The organism is Janthinobacterium agaricidamnosum NBRC 102515 = DSM 9628, assembly GCF_000723165.1.
GTDB classification, from domain to species: Bacteria; Pseudomonadota; Gammaproteobacteria; order Burkholderiales; family Burkholderiaceae_D; genus Janthinobacterium; species Janthinobacterium agaricidamnosum.
Genome location: NZ_HG322949.1, coordinates 1,359,972 through 1,385,053 on the forward strand (window position 1 = coordinate 1,359,972; position 25,082 = coordinate 1,385,053).

Here is a 25,082-nt window from a genome sequence, read left to right on the forward strand (position 1 = left end):
TGCTGGTGCGCCGGCCCGTTTTGTTTGAGCATGCCCAAAAAATAGTGTTAATTTGCAACATTTCCTTTGGTTCCCTTTAGTTTCTTTTTATTATTTGTTTTAGAATAAGAAAATACTGAGGCTTGAACTGGGGGAAATCATGTTGTCAACTATCGGCGTCTCGTCCTTGGGCCGGGCCGGCTTGAGTGTCGATACGCAACAGCGTATCGAAGTGTTGATGCTGCAATTGAAGGACTTGAGCAAGAAGTCCATGCAAACGCGCAAGCAAATGATGGAGACCGCCGACCCGGCCACGCGCGAGGTGTTGATGAAGGCCCTGAGCGAATTGCAGGATGTCGAACGGATGGTGCAAGCGCAGATCGCGCAATTGCAGCAAAGCGACCAGCGCCGCCAGGAGATGCGCGAACAGGCGCAGCAGCAAGAAGCGGCCCAAAGAACAAACAAATAAGCGCTGTGCTGGCGGACGCCGGCGGATTCACTGGCCAGCCAGCAAATCGTGCGCATTCAACAGCGCATAAATGATCTCGGGATGGTTGTCGAGGCAGCGCCGGATCGCCGCCGGCACGGCTTGCCGGGTCTTGCGGCACAAGCCCGCTTGCGCGCCGAGTGCGATCGTCAAGCCGCGCGCGCTGCGCACTTCGTGTGGGCCGGGTTCGATGTGCAGCTCGATGCCGAGTAGTTGCTTCATCCGCATGCCCAGCGCCAGCAAGTCTTGATAACTGCCGATCGCCTCGATGCGGTCGATCAGTTTTTTCTCTTCTTCCCGTGTCAGCCGCAAGATGCGCAGGTCGCCGTCCGGCGTTTGCAGCAAGACGTCGCGCTGGCACACGCACAGCGGCGGCGGGCATTCGGTGCGGATCGGGAAGGGCAAGGTCGCTGGCATCGGCTCGCTATCATAGCGCTGTATCGTCGCCACAGTATCCCGCGCCCGGAGCTGCCTGTCAAACGTGCATCGCCAGCCAAGTCACGGCGGTATCGGCGGCGCCGGCGGCAGCACCTTCGGCACTGGCGGCGGCGCGGTTTTTTGCTGCGCGCTGAAACTGCGCGGCAACAGGCGGGCGTTTTCTATGCCTTGCAAAAATAGCGTCTGGAACGGTCCGGCCAGGTAGGGCAGCGTCATGCCGACCATGGCCAGGCCGATCCCCAGCGTGATCGGGAAGCCGATGCCGAACAAATTCAGTTGCGGCGCGGTGCGCGTCAGGATACCGAGCGCGACGTTGGTGATCAGCAGCGCGGCGACGATCGGCATCGCAATTTGCAGGCCGGTGCCGAAGATGACGCCGCCCAGGTCGGCCAGGTGCTTGAAGCCGCCGGCGCTGATCGGCGTGGCCGAGATCGGCAAGCTGACAAAACTTTCCGCCAGCGCCGCCAGCAATACCAGGTGCGCGTTCACCGCCAGGAACACCATGGTGCCCATCAGCGCCAGGAATTGGCTGATCGCCGACGAACGGCCCTTGGTCATCGGGTCGAAAAAGCTGGCAAAACCGAGGCCCATCGTCAGGCTGGCGATTTCACCGGCCATTTCAACCGCGGCGAACACTACCCGGATCGAAAAACCCATCGCCAGTCCGACCAGCATTTCCTGGGTAATGATCAGCAAGCCGGCCAGCGACAGCGGATTGGCGGCCGGCAGCGCCGGCACGGTCGGCGCGATGATCATCGCCAGCAAGACGCCGAAGCCGATCTTGGTGGTGGTGGGCACTGCCGAATTGCCCAGCAGCGGCGCGGCGGCGATCAGGCCGAGGATGCGGCTGAGCGGCCACAGCAGCGCAGCGATCCAGGTATTCAGTTCGACGCTCGACAGCGTCAGCATGGTACGGCCCGCATCCGTTGACGGTCAGCCGACCAGGCCGGGAATGCCGGTAAATACCTGGCGCATATAGTCGAGCATTACCGACAGCATCCACGGCCCGGCCACCACCAGCGCGACAAAAATGCCGACCAGCTTCGGTATGAAGGACAGTGTCGCCTCATTGATCTGGGTCGCTGCCTGGAAGATGCTGACGATCAAGCCGATGATCAGCGCCACCAGCAGCATCGGCGCGGCCACCATCAGGGTGACTTCCATCGCCGTGCGGCCCAGTGTCATGACGCTTTCAGGAGTCATCGTTGCACCTTAATAAAAACTTTGCGACAGGGAGCCGAGCAGCAATTGCCAGCCGTCGACCAGCACGAACAGCATCAGCTTGAACGGCAGCGAAATCACCGCCGGCGACATCATCATCATCCCCATCGACATCAGCACCGACGCCACCACCATGTCGATGATCAGGAACGGGATGAAAATGGCGAAACCGATCTGGAACGCGGTCTTCAATTCGCTGGTGATGAAGGCCGGCACCAGGATCCGCAGCGGCACGTCTTCCGGCCCCTGCAGCGCCGGCGAGCGCGACATCTTGGCGAACAGCGCCAGGTCGGCCTGGCGGGTTTGCTTGAGCATGAATGCCTTCAGCGGCTCGACGCCCTTGTCCATCGCCTGCGTCATGTTGATCTTGTTTTCCTGCAAGGGCAGGTAAGCGTCGGTATAAATCTTGTCGAACACCGGCCCCATGACGAACAACGTCAAAAACAGCGCCAGCCCGACCATCACCTGGTTCGGCGGCGCCGACTGGGTGCCGAGCGCCTGGCGCAGCAGCGACAGGACGATGATGATGCGGGTAAAACAGGTCATCATCAGCAAGGCCGCCGGCAAGAATGACAACGAGGTCATCAGGATCAGCGTTTGCACCGGCAGCGAATAATTCTGGCCGCCGCCCGGCGCAGGCGTGCTGGTGAAGGCCGGAATGCCCGGCTCGGCCAGGGCCCACACCGGCAAGGCCAGCGCGGCCGCGGCCAGCAGCCACTTCAACGGCGTGCGCAAGTTGGTCGGGATGGTTGACGATAGGGCAGAATACATGCGCCGCTTACTTCCCATTGCGTTTTTCGATGGTCTGTTTCAGCCACTCGGAAAAATTGCTCGCAGCCAAGCCATTTTGCGGCGCAGGCGGCAAGGCCAGTTCCGCTTCCTGGCGCGGCAGCGTGGCCAGCGCATTGACCCGTCCCGGCGACGCGCCGACGACGATCCACTGGTCCGCCACTTCGATCAGCATGATGCGTTCGCGTCCGCCCAGGCTCAGCGAACTGAGCAGGCGCAGCCGGCTATTGCCGCCGGCCGGTTTCGGGCCGTAGCGTTTCATGAACCAGGCCAGGCCGATCAGCAAGGCCAGCACGAATACCAGCGCCAGGATGGTTTGCAGCAGGCTGCCGGCCGACGGCGAATTGCTGGACAGCTGCACCGGCGCCGGCGCCGCGGCGGCTGGCGTAGCCGCCGGCGTGTCCGTTGGCGGGGCCGCAACAGGCGCCGCAGCGGCGGCATCAGTGGCCGCCGATGCCGCGGAGACGGCCGCGGCGGAAACCGTTTCGGGCGCGGCCGCATAGGCCAGGCCGCCCAGCGCCAGCGACAGGGCCAGCAGAGACTTTAATAAAACAGGCTTCATTTATTCAATTTTCTAATGCGTTCGGATGGCGTGATGATATCGGTCAGGCGGATGCCGAACTTGTCGTTGACCACCACCACTTCGCCCTGGGCGATCAGGCAGCCGTTGACCAGCACGTCCATCGGTTCGCCGGCCAGGCCGTCGAGCTCGACCACCGAACCTTGCGCCAGCTGCAGCAAGTTCTTGATGGCGATCTTGGTGCGGCCCAGTTCGACCGTCAATTGCACCGGGATATCGAGAATAAAATCGATATCGTTATGGGTCTCGGTTTTCGACGCCTGCTTCGAAAAATCCTTGAACACGGCCGCACTGGCCGCGCTGGCGGTACTGTTGGCCTGGTTTTGCAGCGCTTCGGCTTCCGCCTTGGCTTGCTCGGCGATGGCGGCGCCCCAATCGTCTTCCGCGCTTTGATCGTCTTGGTTATCGGACATGACACTCTCCTGTGATACGGACTCCGGCCGCGATGCGGCCGCTATTATTTGATGTTATCGGCATTGGCAAGCAGTTTCTCCACCTTTAATGCATATTGTCCATTCAATACCCCGTAAGTGCAATCCATCACCGGCACCCCATCGACGGTGGCGGCAATCAATTCGGGTATATTCAGCGGAATGATGTCGCCGACCTTCATGTTCAGGATTTCATCGAACGACACGCGTGCGGTGCCCAGCGACGCCACCAGCTCGACTTCGGCGATCTGGATTTGCTGCGTCATCAGGCGTATCCAGCGCTTGTCCACTTCCAGCGCCTCGCCTTGCAGGCTGGACGTCAGCGCGTCGCGGATCGGCTCGATCATCGAATACGGCATGCAAAAGTGGATCTGGCCCGATACCGAACCGAGTTCCACCGTGAAGGTCGACGCCACCACCACCTCGTTCGGCGTGGCGATGTTGGCGAACTGGGTATTCATTTCCGAGCGGATATACTCGAATTCGACCGGAAATACCGGTTCCCATGACTTGGTGTACGCCTCGAACACGATATCGAGGATGCGCAAGATGATGCGCTGCTCGGTCTGGGTAAAGTCGCGGCCTTCGACGCGGGTATGGAAACGGCCGTCGCCACCGAACAGATTATCGACCAGCAAGAACACCAGGCCCGGATCGAACACCATCAGCGCGGTGCCGCGCAACGGTTTCATGTGCACCAGGTTCAAATTGGTCGGCACCACCAGGTTGCGGATGAATTCGCTGTATTTCGAGACCCGCACCGAGCCGACCGAGACTTCGGCGCTGCGGCGCAGGAAGTTGAACAAGCCGACCCGCAACAGGCGCGCGAAGCGCTCGTTGATGATTTCCAGCGTCGGCATGCGGCCGCGCACGATCCGTTCCTGGGTGGCCAGGTTGTAGGTGCGCACGCCCGTGACTTCTTCCGGCGCCTGCGCGTCGTCCTGATCTCCGTTGACGCCCTTGAGCAGGGCATCGACTTCTTCCTGGGAAAGGAAATTATCGGCCATGACTGCTTATTGAATAATGAATGCGGTAAATAACACTTCAGACACGTCTTGCGGCGCGCCTTTCTCTTCAAACGGTTGTTTCACTTGCGCGATGATTTCCTGCGCCAATTGATGCTTGCCTTCGACGGTATTCAAGTCGGAGGCTTTTTTGCCGGATAACAGCAGCAGCAAACGGCTGCGCACTTTCGGCATGTTTTCCTTGATCAATTCCACCTGTTCCGCGCCGTTGACTTGCAAAGTGAATGCCACTTGCAAATATTGCTCGCCATTTTCAGGCTGCAAATTGACCGTGAACGGCTCGATCGGCACGAATACCGGCGGACCGGATTTGGCCGCCACTTTCTTGTGCGGCTCGCCTTCCGGTTTGCCATGCAAGAAAAACCAGGCGGCGCCGCCGCCACCGCCGCCGGCCACCAGCACCGCGGCAAGCACGATCATCAAAAGCTTTTTCTTCGACCCGCCGGCTGGCGGCGGAGCCAGGTCTGCTTTGGCATCTGCTTTCATTTTGGGATTTGCTTTCAATGGAACCTTGCTGCATGGAAGTGGATCACGACGCCATTATGTCATTATCGGCAAATCCCGTGATAAAGGATGTGCCGAAAAGACACTCTAACCGCCATCATCTCGACATTTCCACCCGAAAATAACCATTTAGCCGGGCGCCTACCTGGGCTCATCGTACCCGGCAGTGCATCAGGCGAAGGTATCGACCATGCCCTGCGACGCGCTGCGGCTGACCGAACCGGCCGTGCGCGCCGTGCCATCGGCGCCGTCGCCATCGCCGCCAGTGCCGTTACCCCGGCCATTGCCGCCGTTATTGCCGGCAAAGCGGGCCTGGGTATTGGCCTGGTTTTGCTGTTCCTGGGTGCCGGCCGACACGGTGGCGCTGCCGAACTGGATGCCGGCGTCGCTCATGATTTCGCGCAATCGCGGCAATGCCGCTTCCAGCGCCTGGCGCACTTCCGGCTGCGACGACGTAAAGGCGGCGTCGGTTTGCTCGTTAGTCACTTTCAGCACGACTTGCAGCGGGCCCAGATCGGGCGGATTCAGCGTCAGCGTGGCGCTGTGATCGCCGCCGCCAACCATCCAGACGATTTTCTGGCCCAGTTGCTGGTCCCAGGCCGGCGTGCCGACCCGGCCATTCAATTTATCGGCTGGAATCGCGGCGGCCGCTTCGGCGATGTGCAGCGCGGCCTGTTGCACCGGCGCCGCGATTTTGCTGGCGTCGGGCAAGGCGTCCTTGATCAGCGCTGTCGCGTCGGCCTGGCCTTCCTTGGTTTTGAGGGCGCTCAACTGGGCCTGGTCGAGCTGCAATTTACCGGCCTCGGCCTTGCCTTGGGTGGCGTCGGCGGCTGCCTGGGCCGTGCCGGCCTTGGCTTGCGCCGCTTCCAGCCCTGCCGCGAAGTCGCCGCTGTCGGCTGCGCCGTCCGTCTTGCCAGCGTCGCCGCTGACCACCAGGCCTGGCCTGGCCTTGCCGGCCGCCGCCGTATCGACGATGGCCGCTCCGGATTTGGCAAGTTTCAAGCCGGCCGCCGCACTGTCTTGCTTAGTTTGTATTATTTCTTGCGCCGTGGCGGCATCGGCCGCATCGGCCGGCTTGGCCAAAGGAGCGATCGCCTGTTTCATGCTGGCCACCAGGGCCAGCAAGTCGCTTGCCGGATCGGCGACCGCCACTTGCTTGTCGCTGTCATCCTGTTTGTCGCTATCGCCGCTCTTGGCGGCGGTGGTTTGATCGCCGGCGGCAGGCTTGGTTTCGGCGGGCTGCGCCGCTTGCGGCTGGCCAGCCTGCGGCGGCGCTTCGGCCGCTTTGCTGTCGCTGGCCTGGACCGGCTTGCCGTTGGCCGGCGGCGCTGGCGGCGCCGGTGCTTTAGGCGCCTGCGCGGTATTGCTGGCCTGGGTCTGCTTATTCAGCGCCTGGCGCTGCTCCATCTGACGCGCCAGCGTGCGCTGGAAATCAGCGTCGGCGCTGCCCATGGCGCTGCTGTTCTTCGGCTGCGGAGTCGGGGCCGGGCTGCTCGGCTGAACTTGAGAAATCGGGGTTTGCATGGATGCGCCGCTAATAAAGAGTGTTGAACCGATCGGTTTGCTGGCCTGGTGCGCTGTCAGCGTTTGTAATACGCTTGCCGCGCCGCATGTTCGTCCATCGCTTTCTGGTCACGCTTGTTTTCCAGCTTTAACGCATGTTCCTGCGCCCGGGTATCGAGCGTGGTGTACGACATGCGCTTGCGTTCGGCGGCTTGCCAGGCGGTTTTTTCCTGGTCGCTGCGCACGCGCGCAAAATTCACGACTTCCTGTTGCCCGAGAATAGCGCTGTCGAGCTTGCCCATGAAGGCCTGGAAATTACGATAGGCCATAGGCGTCATGCCATCCGCCATCGTCGCCTGGAAACGCTGCGCGTAATCCTCGCGGTAGTTGGCCAGCATGTCGAGCTTTTGCTGGCTGTCATCGACCGCTTTTAATGCCGCGCCAAGGCGCTTCGCAGCGTCGTCCGTTTCGCGCTGTGCCAGATCGATCAGTGTTTCTAGTTGGGAACGTGAAGCCATGATGAATTATAGGCCGCTTAGATTGCCGGTGATCACTCGAATAGAGCGGTAAGTTGCTCCAAGCTCTCGGTCATGCCCACTCTTTCCGTGATTTGCTGTTGCAAAAACGCCTCAATCTTTTCATGCAGCGCAATCGCCTGGTCCAATACCGGATCGGTGCCGGGGCTGTAGGCGCCGACGCTGATCAAGTCGCGGCTGCGCTCATAGCGCGAATACAATTGTTTCAGGCGGCGGGCTTTTTGCTGGTGTTCATGGCTGGTGATCGAGTGGGCCGCCCGCGAAATCGATTGTTCGATATCGATCGCCGGGTAATGGCCGGCTTCGGCCAGGCGCCGGTTCAGCACGATATGGCCATCCAGGATCGCCCGGGCCGAATCGGCGATCGGATCTTGCTGGTCGTCGCCCTCGGTCAGCACGGTATAAAACGCGGTGATCGAACCGCCGCCTTCCTCGCCATTGCCGGCCCGCTCGACCAGCACCGGCAATTTGGCGAACACCGATGGCGGATAGCCCTTGGTGGCCGGCGGTTCGCCGATCGCCAGCGCGATTTCGCGCTGCGCCATCGCGTAGCGGGTCAGCGAATCCATGATCAGCAACACGTTTTGGCCCTGGTCGCGGAAATATTCGGCGATCGCGGTGGCGTAGGCCGCGCCTTGCAGGCGCATCAGCGGCGGCGTGTCGGCCGGCGCCGCCACCACCACCGAGCGGGCCAGGCCGTCGGCGCCGAGGATTTGCTCGATGAATTCCTTCACTTCGCGGCCCCGTTCGCCGATCAGGCCGACCACGATCACGTCGGCTTCGGTGTAGCGCGCCATCATGCCCAGCAGCACGCTCTTGCCGACGCCGGAACCGGCGAACAAGCCCATGCGCTGGCCGCGTCCGACGGTCAGCATGCTGTTGATCGAGCGCACCCCGACATCGAGCGTATCGACAATCGGCGCGCGCCCCAGCGGATTGGCGGGGCGCACATTGATCGGCGCGCTGTCGGCGGTGTGCAGCGGACCGAGCTGGTCCAGCGGGCGGCCGGCGCCATCGAGCACGCGGCCCAGCAATTGCGGGCCGACCGGCAAGTGGCGGGCCCGGTCGCTGGGGCGGCGGCGTGGATGGGCCACGCTGCCGGGACGCGGAATCGCCGGTTCGACCGGAAACACCCGGGTGCCGGGGATAATCCCTTCGACATCGCTTTGCGGCATCAGGAACAAGCGGTCGCCGTCAAACCCGACCACTTCGGCCTCGACCCGGCCGCCATTCGGCAGCGGCACGGTGCACGCGGCGCCGACCGCCAGCCGCAGGCCGACCGCTTCCATCACCAGGCCGGCGACCCGGGTCACCCGGCCGGAAATTTGCATCGGTTCGACGAAACCGGCCACCGCATCGCAATCGTGCAGGAAAGCGGCCCAGCGCGCCACGTGCGGATTGCCGCTCACGGCGCCAGCCAATCGAGATCCTTGCCCAGCGCGTGGGTCAGGCGCTGCCAGCGGGCCGACGTCTGGGCGTCGATCTGGTTGCTGGCGGTATCGATCTTGCAGCCGCCGCGTTCGACGGCTGGATCTTCGATGACGCGCCAGCCGGCCTTGTCGAGTTCTTCGGCGATGCCGTCGCGTACCACTTGCGCATCGTCGGGATGAAGCATCAGCAAGGCCGGCTGTTGCAGCACCGGCAAATATTCGATCGCTTCGCGCACCACCGGCAACACCAGTTCCGGGCGCACCGGCAACGCGGTTTTCAGCATGATCTTGGCCATGTGCAAGGACAAGTCCAGCACTTCATTGGCGATCAACTGGTCGGCCCCGGCCAGCGCGGCGCCGAATTCCCGGGCCAGTGTTTGCAGGTGCAGCAATTCGGCTTGCGCCGCGGCTTTCCCTTCGGCATACGATTGCGCATGGCCGGCGGCATGGCCATCGGCGTGTCCGGCGGCCCGGCCGGCATCGTAACCTTCGGCGCGGGCCTGCTCGCGGATCGCATCGAGTTCTTGCTGGGTCGGATGTTCCAGCGGCGGCGCCGCGTCGGCGTATTGCTCTTGCTGTATGACTTCCTGCAAGGCCGCGCGTTCCTGTTCCTGCGCCTTGCGTGCCTCGACGACGCTGGGACGGTCGTCGCCAAAGGACGTCATCTCCCAGCGCTGGTAAGCGGTTTGCTGCTCTTTTGGTAAATTAGACAAACGAATCCTCGCCTTTGCCGCCTAATACGATCTGCCCCTCGTCCGCCAGGCGGCGCACGATTTGCAGGATTTGCTTTTGCTGCGCCTCGACTTCGGACAGGCGCACCGGTCCTTTCGATTCCAGGTCTTCGCGCATCATTTCGCCGGCGCGCTGCGACATATTCTTGAAGATCTTGTCGCGCAACTCTTGCGACGCGCCCTTCAAGGCGATGATCAGCATTTCCGACTGGACTTCGCGCAACAGCAGCTGGATGCCGCGGTCGTCGATATCGATGACGTTGTCGAACACGAACATTTCGTCCATGATCTTTTGCGCCATATCGTTATCGTAATTCTTGATATTGTCCATCACCGAGCCTTCTTGCTCGCCGCTCATGAAGTTCAGGATCTCGGCCGCGGCGCGCACCCCGCCCAGCGACGATTTCTTGATATTTTCATTGCCGGACAACAGTTTCGTCAACACGTCGTTCAGTTCGCGCAGCGCGGCCGGCTGCACCCCGTCCAGCGTGGCGATGCGCAACACCACGTCGTTGCGCAGCCGGTCGGTGAAGTGGCCGAGGATTTCGCAGGCCTGGTCGCGTTCCAGGTGGACCAGGATGGTGGCGATGATTTGCGGATGTTCGTTGCGGATCAGCTCGGATACCGATTGCGAATCCATCCATTTCAGCGATTCGATGCCGGAGGCGTCCTTGCCGCCCAATATGCGCGACAGCAACACCGACGCCTTGTCGTCGCCCAGCGCCTTGGTCAGCACCTGGCGGATGTATTCGTCGGAATCGAGGCCGACGGTGGAATTGAGTTGGGTTTGCGAGCGGAAGTCGTCCAGCACCTCGACCACCTGGTCGTGCGCGATGCCCTTCATGGTCGCCATCGCGGCGCCCAGTTTCAGCACTTCGCGCGGGCCGAGGAATTTCATCACTTCGGCCGCTTCGCTTTCGCCCATCGCCAGCATCAGGATGGCGGCTTTTTGCAGCCCTGTCGTTTCAGTCATTATTGCCTACCCATGCTTTGATCACGTTGGCCACCACCCGTGGATCTTCCTGCGCCAGCTTCTTGGCCATCGCCAGGTTGTCGCGGTAGCCGCGGGCGGTGTCTTCTTCCATTCTTTCCAGCTCTTTTTCGGTCAGCAAGACTTCGTTTTCTTCGCCATCCTTGCTCAGCACCGGTTCTTCCGGCGGCGGCGCGGCGGCGAAATCGTCGATCTTGCGGAATACCGGGCGCATCATCGGACGCACGATCTTGATGAATAAATACAGCAAAATCAAGGCGGTGATCAGGAATTTCGCCAATTCCTTGGCCAGCGGCAAGTTTGCCGCATCGCGCCACCAGTCCACGGCCGCCTCCGGCGCACGGTCGATGCCGTCGAACGGCGAATTGGCGACGCTGAAACTGTCGCCCCGTTCCTTGTTGTAGCCCATGGCTTCCTTGACCAGGTTATTGATCTGCGCCATTTCCGCATCCGGGATCGGCTTGACCGTGACCTTGCCATTCTGGTCGACGCTGCGGCGGTAATTGACCACCACCGCGACCGACAGCCGGCGCAAGCCGCCCATCGATTTCTGTTCGTAGCGGACGGTTTTATCGACCTCGTAATTGGTGGTCGCATCCTTGTGCGTCGGCAAGGCCGGCGCCGGGGCAGGGGCGCCGGTCGGCGCGGCGGCCGTCAGCGGCGCGGTAGCCACGCCCGGCGGCTGGTTCGACAGCGCGCCCGGCACGCCGGACGGGTTGGCATTGCCGCCGCCGCTGGTTTCACTGGTTTGCTGGCTGCGGATCGCCGACGCTTCCGGCGGCGAATTCGGCTTGTAGGTTTCTGCCGCTTGCTCGGTTTGCGAAAAATCGACATCGGCGGTCGCTTCGGCGCGTACATTGCCTTGCCCCACGATCGGCAGCAGGATCGATTCGATCTGCTTGTTCACGCTTTGCTGCAACTGCTGCACATACTTCAGCTGGTTCGGATCGAGATTCTTGCCGTTCAGCTTATCCTTGTCGCGGTTCTGGTCGGACAGCAAATTGCCGGCCTGGTCGACAATCGTCACATTGGCTGGCAGCAATTCCGGCACGCTGGAGGCGACCAGGTGCACGATGGCGCTCACTTGCAATTGATCGAGCGCGCGGCCGGGACGCAGGTTCAGCAGCACCGACGCGGTCGGTTTTTGCTGGTCGCGCACGAATACCGACGGCTTCGGCAGCGCCAGGTGGACCCGCGCCGTATCGACCGCCGATACGGATTCGATCGATTTGGCCAGTTCGCCTTCCAGCGCGCGCTGGAAATTGACTTGCTCCAGGAATTGCGACACGCCCAGTTTCTGGTTTTCCATCAGCTCGAAACCGACATTGCCGCCCTTCGGCAAGCCTTGCGCCGCCAGTTTCAGGCGCGCATCGTGGACTTGCTCGGCCGGCACCAGGATCGCGCCGCCGCCTTCGGAAAACTTGTGCTTGATGCCGAGCTGGTCGAGCGAGGCGGTGATGGCGCCGCCGTCGCGGTCGGTGAAATTGGAAAACAGCACGCGGTATTCCGGCGGCTGGTTCCACATATACAGCGCCACGCCGACGGCGATCAGTGCCGCGACGCCCAATCCGCGCAAGAAATTCTTGCCCATCGGACTTTGCGCAAAATTCTGCATCGATTGCATAGGCGTCGGTGCGGGCAAGGCCGGCGCCGGCGGGGTGTTCAATTGAAGGTCTTCGGCTACAGCCATGGTCGGTTTCCGAACGCGTCGTTTTAAGTGGTCAGGGAGCCAAGCCACGCTGGAGGCTTGGATGAATAAACACAATTATCCGGTAACGTCACGGCCTTTCATCGTTAAAACAGAGCGGCATTTTGCCCACTGCTCGGCCTAGCAGCTTGCCGCCCGGCTGATATTGTGGAAGCCTGGCAACGTGGGTATGCACCATTGTACCCGGCGTTGCCTGGACGGCCAGGGTTTTGTTCTCTGGCAGCAACAAATACAGGAAGCGGGAGGCGAGTGTGAAAACAGGCGGCATGGGCGGTATCGACAGTAGCCGGATCGAGGCAATGATTGCCCAATTGAAGGCAGCGGCGACGCGCCCTCAGGCGGCAGTGCCGTCTATCCAGACGGAAAGTCCGGCAAGCAAGGTCAATTTTTCAGATGCATTAAAGGGCGCGCTGGAGTCGGTCAGCGCATCGCAGAAGTCGTCAGCCGAACTGGGCAAGCGTTTCACGATGGGCGACGACAGCGTCAGCCTGTCGGACGTGATGATCGCCGGCCAGAAATCGAGCATCGAATTCCAGGCCAGCGTACAGGTGCGCAATAAACTGGTACAGGCTTACCACGAAATCATGAATATGCAAGTGTAGCGCCTCGCGCAAGGCGCCCAGGACTGCATTGCCTTGCCGACCATTCGTACTGTCTGCGGCAATGCGCCTTGTCCTGGGCGCCTTGCGCGACGCTCTTGTAAACCGTGGTGGTTCAGCCTAAACCGGTCAGGCGGGCGTTGCGTTCGCGTTCGAGGCGGGTGATGTAGCGCTGCACTTGCGCCAGCATGGCGCGCGGGATGTCGACGAATTGGCAGCCGAGACGCCGGTTCAGCTTGTTGTTCAGCAGGGTCATGTCCAGCGAGTTGCGGATCTGCAGGGTGGTCGTCACCAGGCCGATGTCCGGCAAGTCGATGCGGCAGCCGGGGTAGTCCTTGCCGATGGTGTCGCCCAGTATCAATTTATTGTCCAGTATCGCAATCCCGCCGCAACTGATGTCGGCCAGCGGGAACGGCGTGGCGGTGCCGCCCAGTTCCGGCGGCAGCGGGATGATGATGCGCACCGGGTTGCTGACCGGCGTGTTCATGCGGTAATACTCGCGCCGCTGCAAACGGATCAGGCTGGCCGGCAGCGCGATTTTCAGCGCCGCCGCATTGTCGTAGGTGCACTCCGATACCAATTGGCTGGAAAACAGGATGCGAATCTTGTCGAGCGTGGTTTCGAACGAGATGTCGCTGGCCGCCGCGATGCGCCGGTTTTGTTCCGGACTGACCGAGCGGTCGAGGATTACGGTATTGTTGTCCGCATCGACTTCCAGGATCGACGTCACGCACACATCGGCTTCGCCATGCACCAGCATGCGGATCAGCTGGTTTTTTTCGCCGATGCCGCGCAGCAGGGCGATAATTTCACGTCGTGATTCGACTTCAAAGTCATGCCAGTTTTCGAGGCCGGAATCCATAAAATGTGCTTGCATTGATGCCTGTCTCAGTACGATTGGAAGATGCGTTTATTATTCGGGGGCGGCAGGAAGCGAGGCGCGCGTGTCCGGCGCTTCCGGCAATACGTCGCCGCTCTTTTGCGCAGATTCAATATGATATAACCACGCCAACAGTTCCGCAATCGCCCGGTACAGCGCCGGTGGAATTTCGCGGTCCAGGTCGACATCCATCAACAAAGACACCAATTCCTTCGATTCATGGACGAACACGCCATGTTCGCGGGCCCGTTCGATGATGTTGTCGGCGATTAAGCCGCTGCCTTTGGCGACCACCTTGGGGGCGCCTTCGCCATTCTGGTAAGCCAGCGCGACGGCATTTTGCAGCAAGCGCTTATTGCCCTGGTTCGACATCGCCGGCCTCCGTCGCGGCGGCCTGGCCGCTGATGGTCAGCGACGACAGCGGCGCACCGGCCGCGTCGAGCGACTTTTCCAGCGCCGCGGCGTGCTGGCGCAGCGTGGCCGCGCTGTCCGGCGTAGCGGTCTGCATCTGGATGTGGACCCGGCCGCCGACCAGCGTCACCGAGGCCGACACTTCGCCCAGCATCGGGAAGCGGAAGCGCACGCCGCTGCGCCAGGCCGCTTGCTCGCCGTCATCGGACGCCTCTTGCTGGCCGCCATGCTGGCCATCCTGGTCGATTTCCCATTCCATGCGCTGGCCCGGCCACGCCTCGCCGTGCCACACCACGCGGCCCTGTTCATGGGTCAGCAATTGCAGGTTGATCAGTTGGGCCGAGGCGAGGTCGGTGCCTTGCATCGCCTTGGCCATTTCGCCCTGCAATGCTTTTTGCATTTGCGGCTCGGCCATCAGGCTTTGCAGGCTGCGTTTGCCTTCGGCCCATTCGGCGACGTGGGATTCGTAAAACAGGCCGCTGCGCTCGACCGTGTCGTGCAGGGTTTGCGCCAGTTGTGTGGTATTGACCGGCGGCACTACCAGCGGCGCCTTGCCGATGATCGCCAGCGGCGCGCCGGGCACGCTTTGGGCCTGGGTCAGCACGCTGGTGATGGCGCGGCCGGCCTTGCTCAATTCCGGCGCCGGCGCGTCGTTGTCGAAGCCGGCCAGTTGGCCGGATGGCGTCAGCGGGGCTTTGCCGAGCAGCGTGGCGGCCAGACTGGTGGCCCGTGCGCCGGTTTGCGCCGTGCCGGCCTGGGCCGTCTGGCCCGACTTGGCATCGGCGGGGGCCGCCTCGTTGTCATTTTGCGCCTCGGCATAGGTCAGCGTGACGCTGCTGCCGGGATCGCGGGTGCCGACTTGAAAGGTGGGGCGCGGATTGACGGCCACCAGCGTCAGCGGCACTTCCGAACCGACTTGCGCGCCGGATGGCAACAGCATGCGCGCCGGCGTGCCCGCCACCCGCACGATAAAACTGCCGTCGCCGAGGCGGGCCATCACCTGGCCCTGCATCAGCTTGCCGGTCAGCCCTTGCAGCGCGCGCTGGAAGTCGACCTGGCGCGTGTCGCCGACCGTGTCGGCCGCACGCGCGCCCTTGAGCGGGGTCAGCGGCTGCATGCCGATCGCGTCCATGGCGCGCGCCTGTTATGCGTCAGGCGGCGCCGTAAGCGTTGACGAGCCGCCTTTCGGTGCCGGTGCTGTTGATCAATTTCGACAAATGGGCCATCCACGGCAGGGTCAGGTCGCGGATTTTGCGGTCATCGTCGAGCAATTTCTTGATGATCTGTACTTTCTTCAGGCGCAACGCCGCTTCCAGCTGCGCCGGCGCTTCGTTTTCGCGCAAGGCGCGGGCGTGTCCGGCGACGCGTTTTTCCAGCGTCTCCAGCAATTCCCAGTCGGACTGGACGGCGGCCTGCACCATTTGTTCGGTGATTTCGACCATCGCTTCGTATTGCGACAGCACTTCTTGACTGGTCATCATGGATAGGCGCTCGTTAAGCTGGTTGGACGGGAGCCGGACTGGGCCGCTGGCGTGGCGCCGATGGCATTCCAGGTGTCGCGCAAGTCGATCAACAGGCGCTGTACTTCTTCGATGATTTCCGGCTGGTTTTTCAAGTTGGCCATCAACAGGCGGTCGCTCATGTATTCATACAGCGAGTCGAGACCTTCGGCGATGTCGCCGCCGACTTTTTTGTCGAGCGAGGCGCGCAAGCCGCTGTCGATGATCAACAGGGCTTTGGAAATCGCCTTGCCTTTTTCTGCGATATTGCCGGCGCGCATGTGCATCAATGCCATATTCAGCGCCGTCAGGGCGCCGTCATACAGCATGACGATCAATTTGTGCGGGCTGGCCGCGACGACGCCGGTTTCCATGCCCACTTTTTCATAGGCGCTGACGCCGTTTTGCCTGGTACCGAACATACTCTGTTCTCCTGTCTGATTAACGGTTTGCAGCGATCGCGGCAAGTTGCTGGGCGAGGAAGGTGCTGGTGGTGTTCATGCTGGCGATCATGGTATCGAGGCCGGTGTATTGCTTGCGGTAGCGCGCTTCGATATCGACCAGCCTTTTGCTGAAGGCATCTTTCTGATCGGCAATTGTTTTGATACTGTTGTTCAAACCGGTGACCCGGCCGGACAAGCTGCCCTTGGCGCCGATGAAGCTGGATGCCAGGTTGTTCATCTGGTAGGCGTAACCTTGCGAAAAGCTGATCGTGCCGCGCGAACCGGTGGTGGTGCCGGTCACTTCCAGTTGCATGCCGTCGATCGGCGCGCCCGGCGAGCCGGTCAGGATCTGTCCGTCGCCGGTGGCGGAATAGCCGCCGATGGTGCCGGCCACGTCGACCCCGTCGACCTTGGTCGGCGCGGTGCCGCCGAAAATGGTGGCAACGGTGGTGCCGCTGTCGTTGGCGATCGAGATATTCGATTTGGAACCATAGCGGTTCGACACGATTTCCAGGCCACCATCCTTGAAGGTGGCGCTGACGGCGGTGCCGGCGTCGGAAAACTTGCTGGTGCCGTTGATCGCCGATTGCACCAGCGTGGCCAGCTGTTCCGGTGTATAGCTGCCGGCTGGAATGATCACGCTGGCGCTGTTGGCCGGCGAGCTGACCTTGCCATCGTTCAATGTGACGACCCACTTGGTGTCGGCGTCGATCACGGTGGTGGCCGGCAGCGGCGGCGTCTTGCTGCCCTTCAGGCTGCCCTGGGTGGCCAGCGTGGTGATCGAGACCGGGTAATCGCCCGCCTTGGTATTCAAGGTGGAACTATTGAACTTGATCAAGCTGTCGCTACTATTGCCGACCACCGCGAACAGGCCGGCGATATCGTTGAAGTTATTGGTGATGGCTTTTTGCAGCTTGGCCGAATCGAGCGACAGCGTACCGTCCTTCTGAAAGGCGATACCGACCTGGCTCAGGTTGTTCAAATTTCCTTTCAAGCCGGGAATCGCCTGCGACAGTTGCGAACGCAACTGGGCCTGGATGCCTTGTGCGGTCGTGTCGCCGAGCAAGATGCCGCCGGTCTTGGTGTCGGCGTCGTAGCCGGTCAGTGTCTTCAACTGGCCGTTCAGATCGTTGAACGCCTTGACAAAGGCGGTGATCGAGGTGGTCACCGCGGTGGTGTCCTTGGCCACGACCAGGCTGGCGCTGCCGGTGCTGCCGACGGTCAGCGAGACTCCTTCGATCGCGCCGGCCACCGTGGTGGTGGTGCTGCTGACCGCGATGCCGTTGACGTCGGCCAGGGTGTTTTGCGCGGCGGTCTTCTGGCTCAGGTTCTGGACACCGGACGGATCGTAGCTGAGCAGGCTGACCAGCGCCGCGTCGGGCGGCTGGCCGTTCTTGCCGCTGAGCGAAATTTTCATGCTCGAACTGGCGCCGGTGGAGGTCGAGGTCAGCACCAGGTGCGATGGATTCTCGCTACCGTCGGAAACAATGCTGGCGGTGACGCCGAAATTGCCCTTGTTGATGGCGTCGGCGATGCCTTGCAGCGAATTGTTGGTGCCGTCGATGGTGACGCTGCCGCTCAACTGCTTGCCGTCCTGCGTAAACGTGGCGCCCTGGTAAGCGCCGCCATTGCCTTTGGTTAAGCCGACGGCGCCCGGATCGGTGCCGCCCACCGAGATTTGGCGGCCGTCGTTGGACACCAGCGAAATCGAGCTCATCGCGGTGGTGGTGGAGCCGGTGTTGGCGGCGCCGACGGCATGGTCGATACCGCCGCTGACGGCGCCGGTGACGCTTTCGCTGACGGCCACGTTGGAGCCGTCCTTGTTAGTAAATTGCAAGGTTCCATTGGCGGCCGAGCCGGTGAAACTCAGGTTGGCCTCGGCCAGCGCGTTTTGCACGCTGTCGCTGGCCAGCGCCGCGTCGATGCCGGCCGCACTCAGGCTGCCGGCGTCCGCCGAGCCGACGCCGGCGGCCTGGCCGGCGATGCGCACGCCGCCGACCATCAGGCTGTAGGTGCCGCCGCCGCTGGTGTCGATCTTGCCGAAGTTGGATGCGCCGCCCGAGCCGAACAGCGTGGCGCTGGTGGTCGTCGGCGCGGCCTTGGCCGACACGCCGGTGGTGGCGCTTTTCGAGTTGATCGCATCGGCCAGCAATTTGGCGCTCTTGATGCTGCTGTCGGTCGGGATCACGGTATTGTTGATCGACAGCGCGCCCGGCGTGACGCCGCCGGTGCGCATGCCGGCGCCCAGCGCGGTGCCGTTCAGGCCGAAGCTGCCGCCGGTGGTGTTACCGAGCTGAAATGATACGGTGGTGGTGGCGCCCAGGCCGATCGCCGAGGTCGAGTTCTTGTGGCCGGTGGACGCCAGCGATTGCGATTGCGCCACCTGGCTGATGTTGACCCGGTAGGTGCCGGCCTTGGCCTTGCCGGTGGCGGAGCCGACCATCACCGAGGTATCGGACGAGGTACTGGTCAGCGACTGGAAACTGGACAGCGAACTGAGGCTGGTCAATGACGACTGGAAGGTGCTGATGGCGCCCGACAGCTTGCCATAGGCCGATATCTTGTTGCTGATATTGGCGCTCTTTTTATCCATTGAAGTCAAAGGAGCCGACTCGACCGCCATCAATTTGGAAATCAAGTCGTTCACAGGAAGATTGGAACCGATACCCGGCGAAGAAATGCCCACGATGAACTCCTAACTAAAACGATAATATAAGTTATTAACGGCAAATTCAATCAAGACTTGAGAAGGGGATTTACCCGTCTTTTTTCAGGCAGCGCGAATGGGGCCGCGCTTTCAGCGGGAGGGCAGGGAGGGAAATACGTCAAACAGCCCGCGCCGGCGGGCGGCGCGGGGTGCGGGTGCTGCCTGGGCCGATCTTCAGGCGGTCTGTTTGATCAGGAAACCGCTTTGCGCACCTTGCGCCGATTCCAGCGATTTAGCGATCTGCAACGCTTCCACGGTTGGAATCTGGCGCAGTACTTCCTTGGTCGACTGGTCGATGACCTTGACCACCGTGCGTTTGCTGTCTTCGTCGATCGAAAAAACCAGGCCTTGCGCGGTCGCCTGGGGCGACTTGTTCAGGTCCGAGACTGCCTGCTTGAGTTCGACCGGCGTCGGTTCGGCAGCGGCGCGTGGATCCCTGCCGACCGGCGCCGCGGTGCGTTGCGTGGCCTCCGCTGCGATGGCGCTCCTGTCAAACGTTCTGGCCGCTGGGGCCGAGACTATCGAATCGATTGTCATGATGCTTCCTTATGAAAAATCCCCGGCTGACGGAATCAGCCGGGGAAACCGGTCAGTATCAATGCTAATCCATTACTTTACATGGAATTAGCCACGCAGCAGCGACAACACGCCGTTTGGCAGCGAGTTGGCTTGCGCCAGCATCGCGGTACCGGCTTGTTGCAAGATCTGGCCGCGGGTCATGTTGGCGGTTTCTGCCGCAAAGTCGGTATCCTGGATACGGCTGCGCGATGCCGACAGGTTTTCCGAGGTGGTTTGCAAGTTGGAAATAGTCGATGCAAAACGGTTCTGGATCGCACCCAGCGACGCGCGGCTGCTGTTGATCTGGTTCAGCGCCGAGTCGATGGTCAACAAAGCGGCGTTGGAACCGGCCACGGTGCTGACGTCCAGTTTGGCGACCGATTTCAAATCGCTGCCGACCGATGGGGCGTTCAGCAAGGTGGTGCCGGCGCTGGTTTTCAACGAAAAACCGCTATCGCTCGAGAAATCCAGTTTGCCGCCGACCACTGCCGTGCTGGTTGCCACGCCGGCCGCGCTGGCGGCTGCGAAGGTCACGCCGGCGCCTGGCGTGGCGGCGGTGTTGCCGACTGCCGGTACGGTATCGGCGCCGCGCATCGAGGCGCCGACCAGGCCGCCGGTGGCGCCCAGGTTGGCGATCTTGATATCGTTACCGGCGCTTTCATTGAGGCTCAGTTCCTTGGTGCCGTCGGCGTTTTTCTTGACGCTGGCGGTGACGTTGGTGTTGCCGGTCTGGGCATTGATCGCTTGCGCCAGCGCGGCCAGGTCGCCGCCGACCACACGCGCCGAAATGGTGACGGCTTGCGAGGTCGAATCGTTTTCCAGCGAGTTTGAGCCGCGCAGCGTGAATTGCACGGCGCCATCGGCGATGCCGCTGATGCTGGCCGTGGTGCTTGCTTGCGCCGTCACGCCGGTGCTGCCGCTCAAGCCATTCAGGTTGCTGGCGACTTTCTTGGCACTATCGCCGGCCGCGACGGTCAGCGCGGTGGTCTTGCCGCCGGCCGAACCGATGGTCAAGGTTTGTGCGGCAACGTTGTTCAGCGGGCTGGTGCCCACGCCGTCGACCGAGGCTTGCAACACGGCTTGCGAAATCGATGCGGCTGCATCCGACGTCTTGGCGGTATTGTTGCCGATGTCGGTGGCGCGCGCGCTGGCGACGCCGACATTGATGACCTGGTTGGAATTGGCGCCGACCTGGAACTGGGCGCTGGTCAGGCTGCCGTCGAGTACGTTCTGGCCGTTGAACTGGGTCGTATTGGCAACCCGGTCCAATTCCTGCGACAGCGACGACACCTCGTTCTGGATCGACTTGCGGTCCGAATCGGAGTTGGTGCCGTTGGCCGATTGCACCGCCAGTTCGCGGATACGTTGCAGCAGGTCGCCGGCGGTGCTCAAGCCGCCCTCGGCGGTTTGTGCCAGCGAGATGCCGTCATTGGCGTTGCGTGCGGCCTGGGTGTTGCCGCGGATTTGGGACGTGAAGCGCTCGGAAATCGCCAACCCCGCCGCATCGTCCTTGGCGCTATTGATGCGCAAGCCGGAAGACAGGCGTTGCAGCGACGTTGCCAGCGATGCTTGGGAAGTGTTCAGGTTACGCTGTGCGTTGAGCGAAGCGACGTTGGTATTGATGACTTGTGCCATGGTATTGCTCCAGACTGGATAGTTCTAAGTTTGCCTTGTGCGTTTACGTTGGCCTGCCACGCTGTTCCGTGACAATCAAGCCGCTGTTGCAATGTGTAACGGCGGCCATCATTAAAAGTTGATGGGAGAAAACACTAATTATTTTCATATCGCAGCCCTCCAGTCTGTTCCGCCGCGCCCGCTTAAACGGCTGCCGTGGCGTAAACTTGAGGGTAAATTATTTTATTTTTTGCCGGCAGCGCTTGATTGAAATAACTATATTATGAATTTAAATGAAATAAAATTCCCGGCCCGCGGTATCCGGGCCGGGAATGCCAGCTTGATATCAACTTGATACTGGCTAACTGATACTGGCTAACGGACGCTTAGCCGCGCAGCAGCGACAGCACGCCGTTCGGCAGCGAATTGGCTTGCGCCAGCATCGCGGTACCGGCTTGTTGCAAGATCTGGCCACGGGTCATGTTGGCGGTTTCCGCCGCGAAGTCGGTATCCTGGATGCGGCTGCGCGATGCCGACAGGTTTTCCGAGGTGGTTTGCAAGTTGGAAATGGTCGACGCAAAACGGTTCTGGATCGCACCCAGCGACGCGCGGCTGCTGTTGATCTGGTTCAGCGCCGAGTCGATGGTCAACAAAGCGGCGTTGGAACCGGCCACGGTGCTGACGTCCAGTTTGGCGACCGATTTCAAATCGCTGCCGACCGATGGTCCGTTCAGCAAGGTGGTGCCGGTATCGGTTTTCATCGAAAAGCCGCTATCGCTCGAAAAATCCACTTTGCCGCCGACCACTGCCGTGCTGGTCGCCACGCCGGCCGCGGTGGCGGCCGCGAAGTCGACCGTTGCGCCTGCTACCGCGGGAGTGTTGCCGACCGCCGGCTTCAAGTCCGCGCCGCGCATCTTGGCGGCGACCAGGCCGCCGGTGGCGCCCAGGTTGGCGATCTTGATATCGTTGCCGGCGCTTTCATTGAGGCTCAACTCCTTGGTGCCGTCGGCGTTTTTCTTGACGCTGGCGGTGACGTTGGTATTGCCGGTCTGGGCATTGATCGCTTGCGCCAGCGCGGCCAGGTCGCCGCCGACCACGCGCGCCGAAATGGTGACGGCTTGCGAGGTCGCGTCATTTTCCAGCGAATTCGAGCCGCGCAGCGTGAATTGCACGGCGCCGTCGCTGATGCCGCTGATGGTGGCCGTGGTGCTTGCTTGCGCCGTCACGCCGGTGCTGCCGCTCAAGCCATTGATATTGCCAGCAATCTTTTTCGCGCTATCGCCGACACCGATGGTGACGTCGGTATTTTTACCGCCTGCCGAACCGATGGTCAGCTTTTGGGCAACGATGTTGTTCAGCGGGCTGGTGCCCACGCCATCGACCGAGGCTTGCAGCACGGCTTGCGAAATCGATGCGGCCGCATCCGACGTCTTGGCGGTATTGTTGCCGATGTCGGTGGCGCGCGCGCTGGCGACGCCGACATTGATGACCTGGTTGGAATTGGCGCCGACCTGGAATTGCGAATTGGTCAGGCTGCCGTCGAGCACGTTCTGGCCGTTGAACTGGGTGGTGGTGGCGACCCGGTCCAATTCCTGCGACAGCGACGACACCTCGTTCTGGATCGACTTGCGGTCCGAATCGGAGTTGGTGCCGTTGGCCGATTGCACCGCCAGTTCGCGGATACGTTGCAGCAGGTCGCCGGCGGTACTCAAGCCGCCCTCGGCGGTTTGCGCCAGCGAGATGCCGTCATTGGCGTTGCGCGCGGCCTGGGTGTTGCCGCGGATTTGCGACGTAAAACGCTCGGAAATCGCCAAACCCGCCGCATCGTCCTTGGCGCTGTTGATGCGCAAGCCTGACGACAGGCGCTGCAAGGAGGTCGCCAGCGATGCTTGCGAAGTGTTCAGGTTGCGCTGCGCATTGAGCGAGGCAACGTTGGTATTAATGACTTGTGCCATGGATATTGCTCCGAAGTGGTTGTTGCATGCTGTGCGCGCGGAGTTGCTTGTTCGCGCCTGCCTTGGACGGGGCTATTCACAGTCCATCAAAAAACAGCCATTCCCGGTCCCGCGGTCAAGCCGGACCGGGTAGTGCCGCATTTGCGTTGATCATTGAGCGTCGACGATTGAACGTTGACTACTCAGGCTAGCCGTGCTTAGCCGCGCAGCAGCGACAGCACGCCGTTCGGCAGCGAATTGGCTTGCGCCAGCATCGCGGTACCGGCTTGTTGCAAGATCTGGCCACGGGTCATGTTGGCGGTTTCCGCCGCGAAGTCGGTATCCTGGATGCGGCTGCGCGATGCCGACAGGTTTTCCGAGGTGGTTTGCAAGTTGGAAATGGTCGACGCAAAACGGTTCTGGATCGCACCCAGCGACGCGCGGCTGCTGTTGATCTGGTTCAGCGCCGAATCGATGGTCAGCAGCGCCGCGTTGGAGCCGGCCACGGTGCTGACGTCCAGTTTGGCGACCGATTTCAGGTCGCTGCCGATACTGTCGGCGCCGAGGATGGACTGGTCGCCGGCGAGGCTGGTCTTGATCGAAAAGCCGTTATCGCTGGAGAAATCCAGCTTGCCGCCGATGACTGCCGTGCTTGGCGCGCCGGTGGCGGGGTCCGCTGTCGCAAAGTTGACCGCGACGCCAGCCTGGGCCGGCGTGTTGCCGACCGCCGCCTTGACGTCGGCGCCGCGGATGCTTGCGCCGCTCAGGCCGGTGGCCGCCGTGGTGCCCAGGTTGGCGATCTTGATATCGTTGCCGGAGCTTTCATTGAGGCTCAGTTCCTTGGTGCCGTCGGCGTTTTTCTTGACGCTGGCGGTGACGTTGGTATTGCCGGTCTGGGCATTGATCGCCTGCGCCAGCGCGGCCAGGTCGCCGCCGACCACTTTGGCCGAAATGGTGACGGCTTGCGAAGTCGAATCGTTTTCCAGCGAGTTCGAACCGCGCAGCGTAAATTGCACCGCGCCATCCTTGATACCGGTGATGGTGGCGTTGGTGCTCGCTTGCGCCGTCACGCCGGTGCTGCCGCCGACGCCATTGATATTGGCGGCGATTTTCTTGGCGCTGTCGCCGGCCGTGACGTTCAGTGCGGTGGTCTTGCCGCCGGCCGAACCGATGGTCAGTACTTGCGTGGTCACCCGGTTCAGCGGCGTGGTCGGTGGCGAGGCGCCAGGCGCATCGGCGACGGTGGACAGCACCGATTGCGAAATCGAGGTGGCCGCATCGGACGTCTTGGCGGTATTGTTGCCGATGTCGGTGGCGCGCGCGCTGGCGACGCCGACATTGATGACCTGGTTGGAATTGGCGCCGACCTGGAATTGCGAATGGGTCAGGCTGCCGTCGAGCACGTTCTGGCCGTTGAACTGGGTGGTGTTGGCGACCCGGTCCAATTCCTGCGACAGCGACGATACCTCGTTCTGGATCGACTTGCGGTCCGAATCGGAGTTGGTGCCGTTGGCCGATTGCACCGCCAGTTCGCGGATACGTTGCAGCAGGTCGCCGGCGGTGCTCAAGCCGCCCTCGGCGGTTTGCGCCAGCGAGATGCCGTCATTGGCGTTGCGCGCGGCCTGGGTGTTGCCGCGGATTTGCGACGTAAAACGCTCGGAAATCGCCAAACCCGCCGCGTCGTCCTTGGCGCTGTTGATGCGCAAGCCTGACGACAGGCGCTGCAAGGAGGTCGCCAGCGACGCTTGCGAAGTGTTCAGGTTGCGCTGCGCATTGAGCGAGGCAACGTTAGTATTAATGACTTGAGCCATGGATCTTTCTCCAAACTGGGTGTTTCATTGTTTGCTATGTGCGTGTACGTTGGCCTGTCACGCTGGGTTGTGACAATCAAGCCGCCGTTACTTTTTATAACGGTTGCCAAAAGGAAAAATTGATACAAAATAAAATTTTACTTTTGGCTTTTTACCCTACAGTTCGGCGCACGGCGCACGTCTATCGACATCAACATGCCAAACTTGATAGTCAAGATTTTTTTATTTTCCGGGAACTTTTTTCCCTACTGCCGCAAAGCTTGGCGCTAGCTG

At 61.7% G+C, this 25,082-nt stretch carries 26 protein-coding genes; 2 read left to right on the forward strand and 24 right to left on the reverse strand.

The genetic code is table 11. From position 1 onward, the window contains the following. Nucleotides 1-139: 139 nt before the first annotated feature. Nucleotides 140-448 (forward strand): hypothetical protein, encoded by a 309-nt coding sequence (locus GJA_RS05795; protein WP_038489788.1) that lies wholly within the window; start codon nucleotides 140-142, stop codon nucleotides 446-448. A 27-nt stretch (nucleotides 449-475) separates the two neighbouring features. Here GJA_RS05795 and GJA_RS05800 read toward each other — a convergent pair whose 3' ends face one another. From GJA_RS05800 to fliF, 14 genes are all read right to left on the reverse strand, one after another. Then, nucleotides 476-883 carry a hypothetical protein gene (locus GJA_RS05800; RefSeq protein ID WP_038498846.1) on the reverse strand — a complete coding sequence of 136 codons (408 nt, stop codon included), beginning with the start codon at nucleotides 881-883 and terminating at the stop codon, nucleotides 476-478. Nucleotides 884-964: 81 nt separating this feature from the next. Continuing rightward, nucleotides 965-1,813, reverse strand: a complete 849-nt coding sequence (gene fliR, locus GJA_RS05805) for a flagellar biosynthetic protein FliR (protein ID WP_038489791.1) — start codon at nucleotides 1,811-1,813, stop codon at nucleotides 965-967. 24 nt (nucleotides 1,814-1,837) lie between these two features. Next, a complete protein-coding gene (fliQ, locus tag GJA_RS05810) occupies nucleotides 1,838-2,107 on the reverse strand; it encodes a flagellar biosynthesis protein FliQ (protein WP_038489795.1) in 270 nt (89 codons plus the stop codon). A gap of 9 nt (nucleotides 2,108-2,116) precedes the next feature. Next, nucleotides 2,117-2,896, reverse strand: coding sequence for a flagellar type III secretion system pore protein FliP (gene fliP / locus GJA_RS05815; protein ID WP_038489798.1), 780 nt, complete (start codon nucleotides 2,894-2,896; stop codon nucleotides 2,117-2,119). A 7-nt stretch (nucleotides 2,897-2,903) separates the two neighbouring features. Then, the gene (gene fliO, locus GJA_RS05820; RefSeq protein ID WP_038489801.1) at nucleotides 2,904-3,476 is read right to left on the reverse strand and encodes a flagellar biosynthetic protein FliO; all 573 of its coding nucleotides are present in this window, start codon (nucleotides 3,474-3,476) and stop codon (nucleotides 2,904-2,906) included. Continuing rightward, nucleotides 3,473-3,907 (reverse strand): flagellar motor switch protein FliN, encoded by a 435-nt coding sequence (fliN, locus tag GJA_RS05825; RefSeq protein ID WP_038489803.1) that lies wholly within the window; start codon nucleotides 3,905-3,907, stop codon nucleotides 3,473-3,475. The genes fliO and fliN overlap by 4 nt, the downstream gene beginning before the upstream one ends. 44 nt (nucleotides 3,908-3,951) lie before the next feature. Then, complete coding sequence (gene fliM, locus GJA_RS05830) at nucleotides 3,952-4,932, reverse strand: flagellar motor switch protein FliM (RefSeq protein WP_038489806.1); 981 nt, start codon at nucleotides 4,930-4,932, stop codon at nucleotides 3,952-3,954. Nucleotides 4,933-4,938: 6 nt separating this feature from the next. Continuing rightward, the gene (gene fliL / locus GJA_RS05835; RefSeq protein WP_038489809.1) at nucleotides 4,939-5,436 is read right to left on the reverse strand and encodes a flagellar basal body-associated protein FliL; all 498 of its coding nucleotides are present in this window, start codon (nucleotides 5,434-5,436) and stop codon (nucleotides 4,939-4,941) included. 189 nt (nucleotides 5,437-5,625) lie between these two features. After that, nucleotides 5,626-6,978, reverse strand: coding sequence for a flagellar hook-length control protein FliK (locus tag GJA_RS26000; RefSeq protein WP_081905265.1), 1,353 nt, complete (start codon nucleotides 6,976-6,978; stop codon nucleotides 5,626-5,628). A 56-nt stretch (nucleotides 6,979-7,034) separates the two neighbouring features. Continuing rightward, nucleotides 7,035-7,475 carry a flagellar export protein FliJ gene (gene fliJ, locus GJA_RS05845; RefSeq protein ID WP_038489812.1) on the reverse strand — a complete coding sequence of 147 codons (441 nt, stop codon included), beginning with the start codon at nucleotides 7,473-7,475 and terminating at the stop codon, nucleotides 7,035-7,037. Between the two features lie 32 nt (nucleotides 7,476-7,507). Continuing rightward, nucleotides 7,508-8,824, reverse strand: coding sequence for a flagellar protein export ATPase FliI (gene fliI / locus GJA_RS05850; protein ID WP_242404644.1), 1,317 nt, complete (start codon nucleotides 8,822-8,824; stop codon nucleotides 7,508-7,510). 74 nt (nucleotides 8,825-8,898) lie between these two features. After that, entirely contained in the window at nucleotides 8,899-9,636 is a 738-nt protein-coding gene (gene fliH / locus GJA_RS05855) for a flagellar assembly protein FliH (RefSeq protein ID WP_038489816.1), read from the reverse strand. Then, nucleotides 9,629-10,627: a flagellar motor switch protein FliG gene (gene fliG / locus GJA_RS05860; protein WP_038489819.1), complete on the reverse strand. Its 999-nt coding sequence runs from the start codon at nucleotides 10,625-10,627 to the stop codon at nucleotides 9,629-9,631. Before fliG ends, fliH begins: the two co-directional genes overlap by 8 nt. Beyond that, nucleotides 10,620-12,335, reverse strand: a complete 1,716-nt coding sequence (fliF, locus tag GJA_RS05865) for a flagellar basal-body MS-ring/collar protein FliF (protein ID WP_038489822.1) — start codon at nucleotides 12,333-12,335, stop codon at nucleotides 10,620-10,622. The genes fliG and fliF overlap by 8 nt, the downstream gene beginning before the upstream one ends. A 269-nt stretch (nucleotides 12,336-12,604) precedes the next feature. On the opposite strand from fliF, the gene fliE reads away from it, so the two are divergent. After that, nucleotides 12,605-12,955 carry a flagellar hook-basal body complex protein FliE gene (fliE, locus tag GJA_RS05870; RefSeq protein WP_038489824.1) on the forward strand — a complete coding sequence of 117 codons (351 nt, stop codon included), beginning with the start codon at nucleotides 12,605-12,607 and terminating at the stop codon, nucleotides 12,953-12,955. A 112-nt stretch (nucleotides 12,956-13,067) separates the two neighbouring features. Here the strand turns inward: fliE and GJA_RS05875 are convergent, their stop codons facing one another. The 10 genes from GJA_RS05875 to GJA_RS05920 form a co-directional block, all read right to left on the reverse strand. Continuing rightward, on the reverse strand, nucleotides 13,068-13,814 hold the full coding sequence (locus tag GJA_RS05875; RefSeq protein WP_242404455.1) for a flagellar brake protein: 747 nt from the start codon (nucleotides 13,812-13,814) through the stop codon (nucleotides 13,068-13,070). A 51-nt stretch (nucleotides 13,815-13,865) separates the two neighbouring features. Next, nucleotides 13,866-14,204 carry an EscU/YscU/HrcU family type III secretion system export apparatus switch protein gene (locus GJA_RS05880; RefSeq protein ID WP_038489828.1) on the reverse strand — a complete coding sequence of 113 codons (339 nt, stop codon included), beginning with the start codon at nucleotides 14,202-14,204 and terminating at the stop codon, nucleotides 13,866-13,868. Beyond that, nucleotides 14,185-15,375, reverse strand: a complete 1,191-nt coding sequence (fliK, locus tag GJA_RS05885; RefSeq protein WP_051780357.1) for a flagellar hook-length control protein FliK — start codon at nucleotides 15,373-15,375, stop codon at nucleotides 14,185-14,187. The genes GJA_RS05880 and fliK overlap by 20 nt, the downstream gene beginning before the upstream one ends. Before the next feature lie 19 nt (nucleotides 15,376-15,394). After that, a complete protein-coding gene (locus GJA_RS05890) occupies nucleotides 15,395-15,724 on the reverse strand; it encodes a flagellar protein FliT (protein ID WP_038489831.1) in 330 nt (109 codons plus the stop codon). Then, nucleotides 15,721-16,164 carry a flagellar export chaperone FliS gene (gene fliS, locus GJA_RS05895; RefSeq protein WP_038489834.1) on the reverse strand — a complete coding sequence of 148 codons (444 nt, stop codon included), beginning with the start codon at nucleotides 16,162-16,164 and terminating at the stop codon, nucleotides 15,721-15,723. Before fliS ends, GJA_RS05890 begins: the two co-directional genes overlap by 4 nt. A 19-nt stretch (nucleotides 16,165-16,183) precedes the next feature. Continuing rightward, entirely contained in the window at nucleotides 16,184-18,871 is a 2,688-nt protein-coding gene (fliD, locus tag GJA_RS05900; RefSeq protein WP_038489836.1) for a flagellar filament capping protein FliD, read from the reverse strand. Between the two features lie 195 nt (nucleotides 18,872-19,066). After that, nucleotides 19,067-19,429 (reverse strand): flagellar protein FlaG, encoded by a 363-nt coding sequence (locus GJA_RS05905; protein ID WP_038489837.1) that lies wholly within the window; start codon nucleotides 19,427-19,429, stop codon nucleotides 19,067-19,069. Nucleotides 19,430-19,516: 87 nt separating this feature from the next. Continuing rightward, the gene (locus tag GJA_RS05910) at nucleotides 19,517-21,085 is read right to left on the reverse strand and encodes a flagellin N-terminal helical domain-containing protein (protein ID WP_038489840.1); all 1,569 of its coding nucleotides are present in this window, start codon (nucleotides 21,083-21,085) and stop codon (nucleotides 19,517-19,519) included. 365 nt (nucleotides 21,086-21,450) lie between these two features. Then, nucleotides 21,451-23,019, reverse strand: coding sequence for a flagellin N-terminal helical domain-containing protein (locus tag GJA_RS05915; protein ID WP_038489843.1), 1,569 nt, complete (start codon nucleotides 23,017-23,019; stop codon nucleotides 21,451-21,453). Nucleotides 23,020-23,216: 197 nt separating this feature from the next. Beyond that, nucleotides 23,217-24,809 carry a flagellin N-terminal helical domain-containing protein gene (locus GJA_RS05920; RefSeq protein WP_038489845.1) on the reverse strand — a complete coding sequence of 531 codons (1,593 nt, stop codon included), beginning with the start codon at nucleotides 24,807-24,809 and terminating at the stop codon, nucleotides 23,217-23,219. Nucleotides 24,810-25,082 lie beyond the last annotated feature (273 nt).

What these genes read in the sequence shown, in the direction of transcription:
- GJA_RS05795 (WP_038489788.1), top strand. Translation starts at nt 140, where the DNA reads ATGTTGTCAACTATCGGCGTCTCGTCCTTGGGCCGGGCCGGCTTGAGT.
- GJA_RS05800 (WP_038498846.1), bottom strand. Translation starts at nt 883, where the DNA reads ATGCCAGCGACCTTGCCCTTCCCGATCCGCACCGAATGCCCGCCGCCG.
- fliR (WP_038489791.1), bottom strand. Translation starts at nt 1,813, where the DNA reads ATGCTGACGCTGTCGAGCGTCGAACTGAATACCTGGATCGCTGCGCTG.
- fliQ (WP_038489795.1), bottom strand. Translation starts at nt 2,107, where the DNA reads ATGACTCCTGAAAGCGTCATGACACTGGGCCGCACGGCGATGGAAGTC.
- fliP (WP_038489798.1), bottom strand. Translation starts at nt 2,896, where the DNA reads ATGTATTCTGCCCTATCGTCAACCATCCCGACCAACTTGCGCACGCCG.
- fliO (WP_038489801.1), bottom strand. Translation starts at nt 3,476, where the DNA reads ATGAAGCCTGTTTTATTAAAGTCTCTGCTGGCCCTGTCGCTGGCGCTG.
- fliN (WP_038489803.1), bottom strand. Translation starts at nt 3,907, where the DNA reads ATGTCCGATAACCAAGACGATCAAAGCGCGGAAGACGATTGGGGCGCC.
- fliM (WP_038489806.1), bottom strand. Translation starts at nt 4,932, where the DNA reads ATGGCCGATAATTTCCTTTCCCAGGAAGAAGTCGATGCCCTGCTCAAG.
- fliL (WP_038489809.1), bottom strand. Translation starts at nt 5,436, where the DNA reads ATGAAAGCAGATGCCAAAGCAGACCTGGCTCCGCCGCCAGCCGGCGGG.
- GJA_RS26000 (WP_081905265.1), bottom strand. Translation starts at nt 6,978, where the DNA reads ATGCAAACCCCGATTTCTCAAGTTCAGCCGAGCAGCCCGGCCCCGACT.
- fliJ (WP_038489812.1), bottom strand. Translation starts at nt 7,475, where the DNA reads ATGGCTTCACGTTCCCAACTAGAAACACTGATCGATCTGGCACAGCGC.
- fliI (WP_242404644.1), bottom strand. Translation starts at nt 8,824, where the DNA reads ATGCAAATTTCCGGCCGGGTGACCCGGGTCGCCGGCCTGGTGATGGAA.
- fliG (WP_038489819.1), bottom strand. Translation starts at nt 10,627, where the DNA reads ATGACTGAAACGACAGGGCTGCAAAAAGCCGCCATCCTGATGCTGGCG.
- fliF (WP_038489822.1), bottom strand. Translation starts at nt 12,335, where the DNA reads ATGGCTGTAGCCGAAGACCTTCAATTGAACACCCCGCCGGCGCCGGCC.
- GJA_RS05875 (WP_242404455.1), bottom strand. Translation starts at nt 13,814, where the DNA reads ATGGATTCCGGCCTCGAAAACTGGCATGACTTTGAAGTCGAATCACGA.
- GJA_RS05880 (WP_038489828.1), bottom strand. Translation starts at nt 14,204, where the DNA reads ATGTCGAACCAGGGCAATAAGCGCTTGCTGCAAAATGCCGTCGCGCTG.
- fliK (WP_051780357.1), bottom strand. Translation starts at nt 15,375, where the DNA reads ATGGACGCGATCGGCATGCAGCCGCTGACCCCGCTCAAGGGCGCGCGT.
- GJA_RS05890 (WP_038489831.1), bottom strand. Translation starts at nt 15,724, where the DNA reads ATGATGACCAGTCAAGAAGTGCTGTCGCAATACGAAGCGATGGTCGAA.
- fliS (WP_038489834.1), bottom strand. Translation starts at nt 16,164, where the DNA reads ATGTTCGGTACCAGGCAAAACGGCGTCAGCGCCTATGAAAAAGTGGGC.
- GJA_RS05905 (WP_038489837.1), bottom strand. Translation starts at nt 19,429, where the DNA reads ATGACAATCGATTCGATAGTCTCGGCCCCAGCGGCCAGAACGTTTGAC.
- GJA_RS05910 (WP_038489840.1), bottom strand. Translation starts at nt 21,085, where the DNA reads ATGGCACAAGTCATCAATACCAACGTCGCTTCGCTCAACGCACAGCGT.
- GJA_RS05915 (WP_038489843.1), bottom strand. Translation starts at nt 23,019, where the DNA reads ATGGCACAAGTCATTAATACCAACGTTGCCTCGCTCAATGCGCAGCGC.
- GJA_RS05920 (WP_038489845.1), bottom strand. Translation starts at nt 24,809, where the DNA reads ATGGCTCAAGTCATTAATACTAACGTTGCCTCGCTCAATGCGCAGCGC.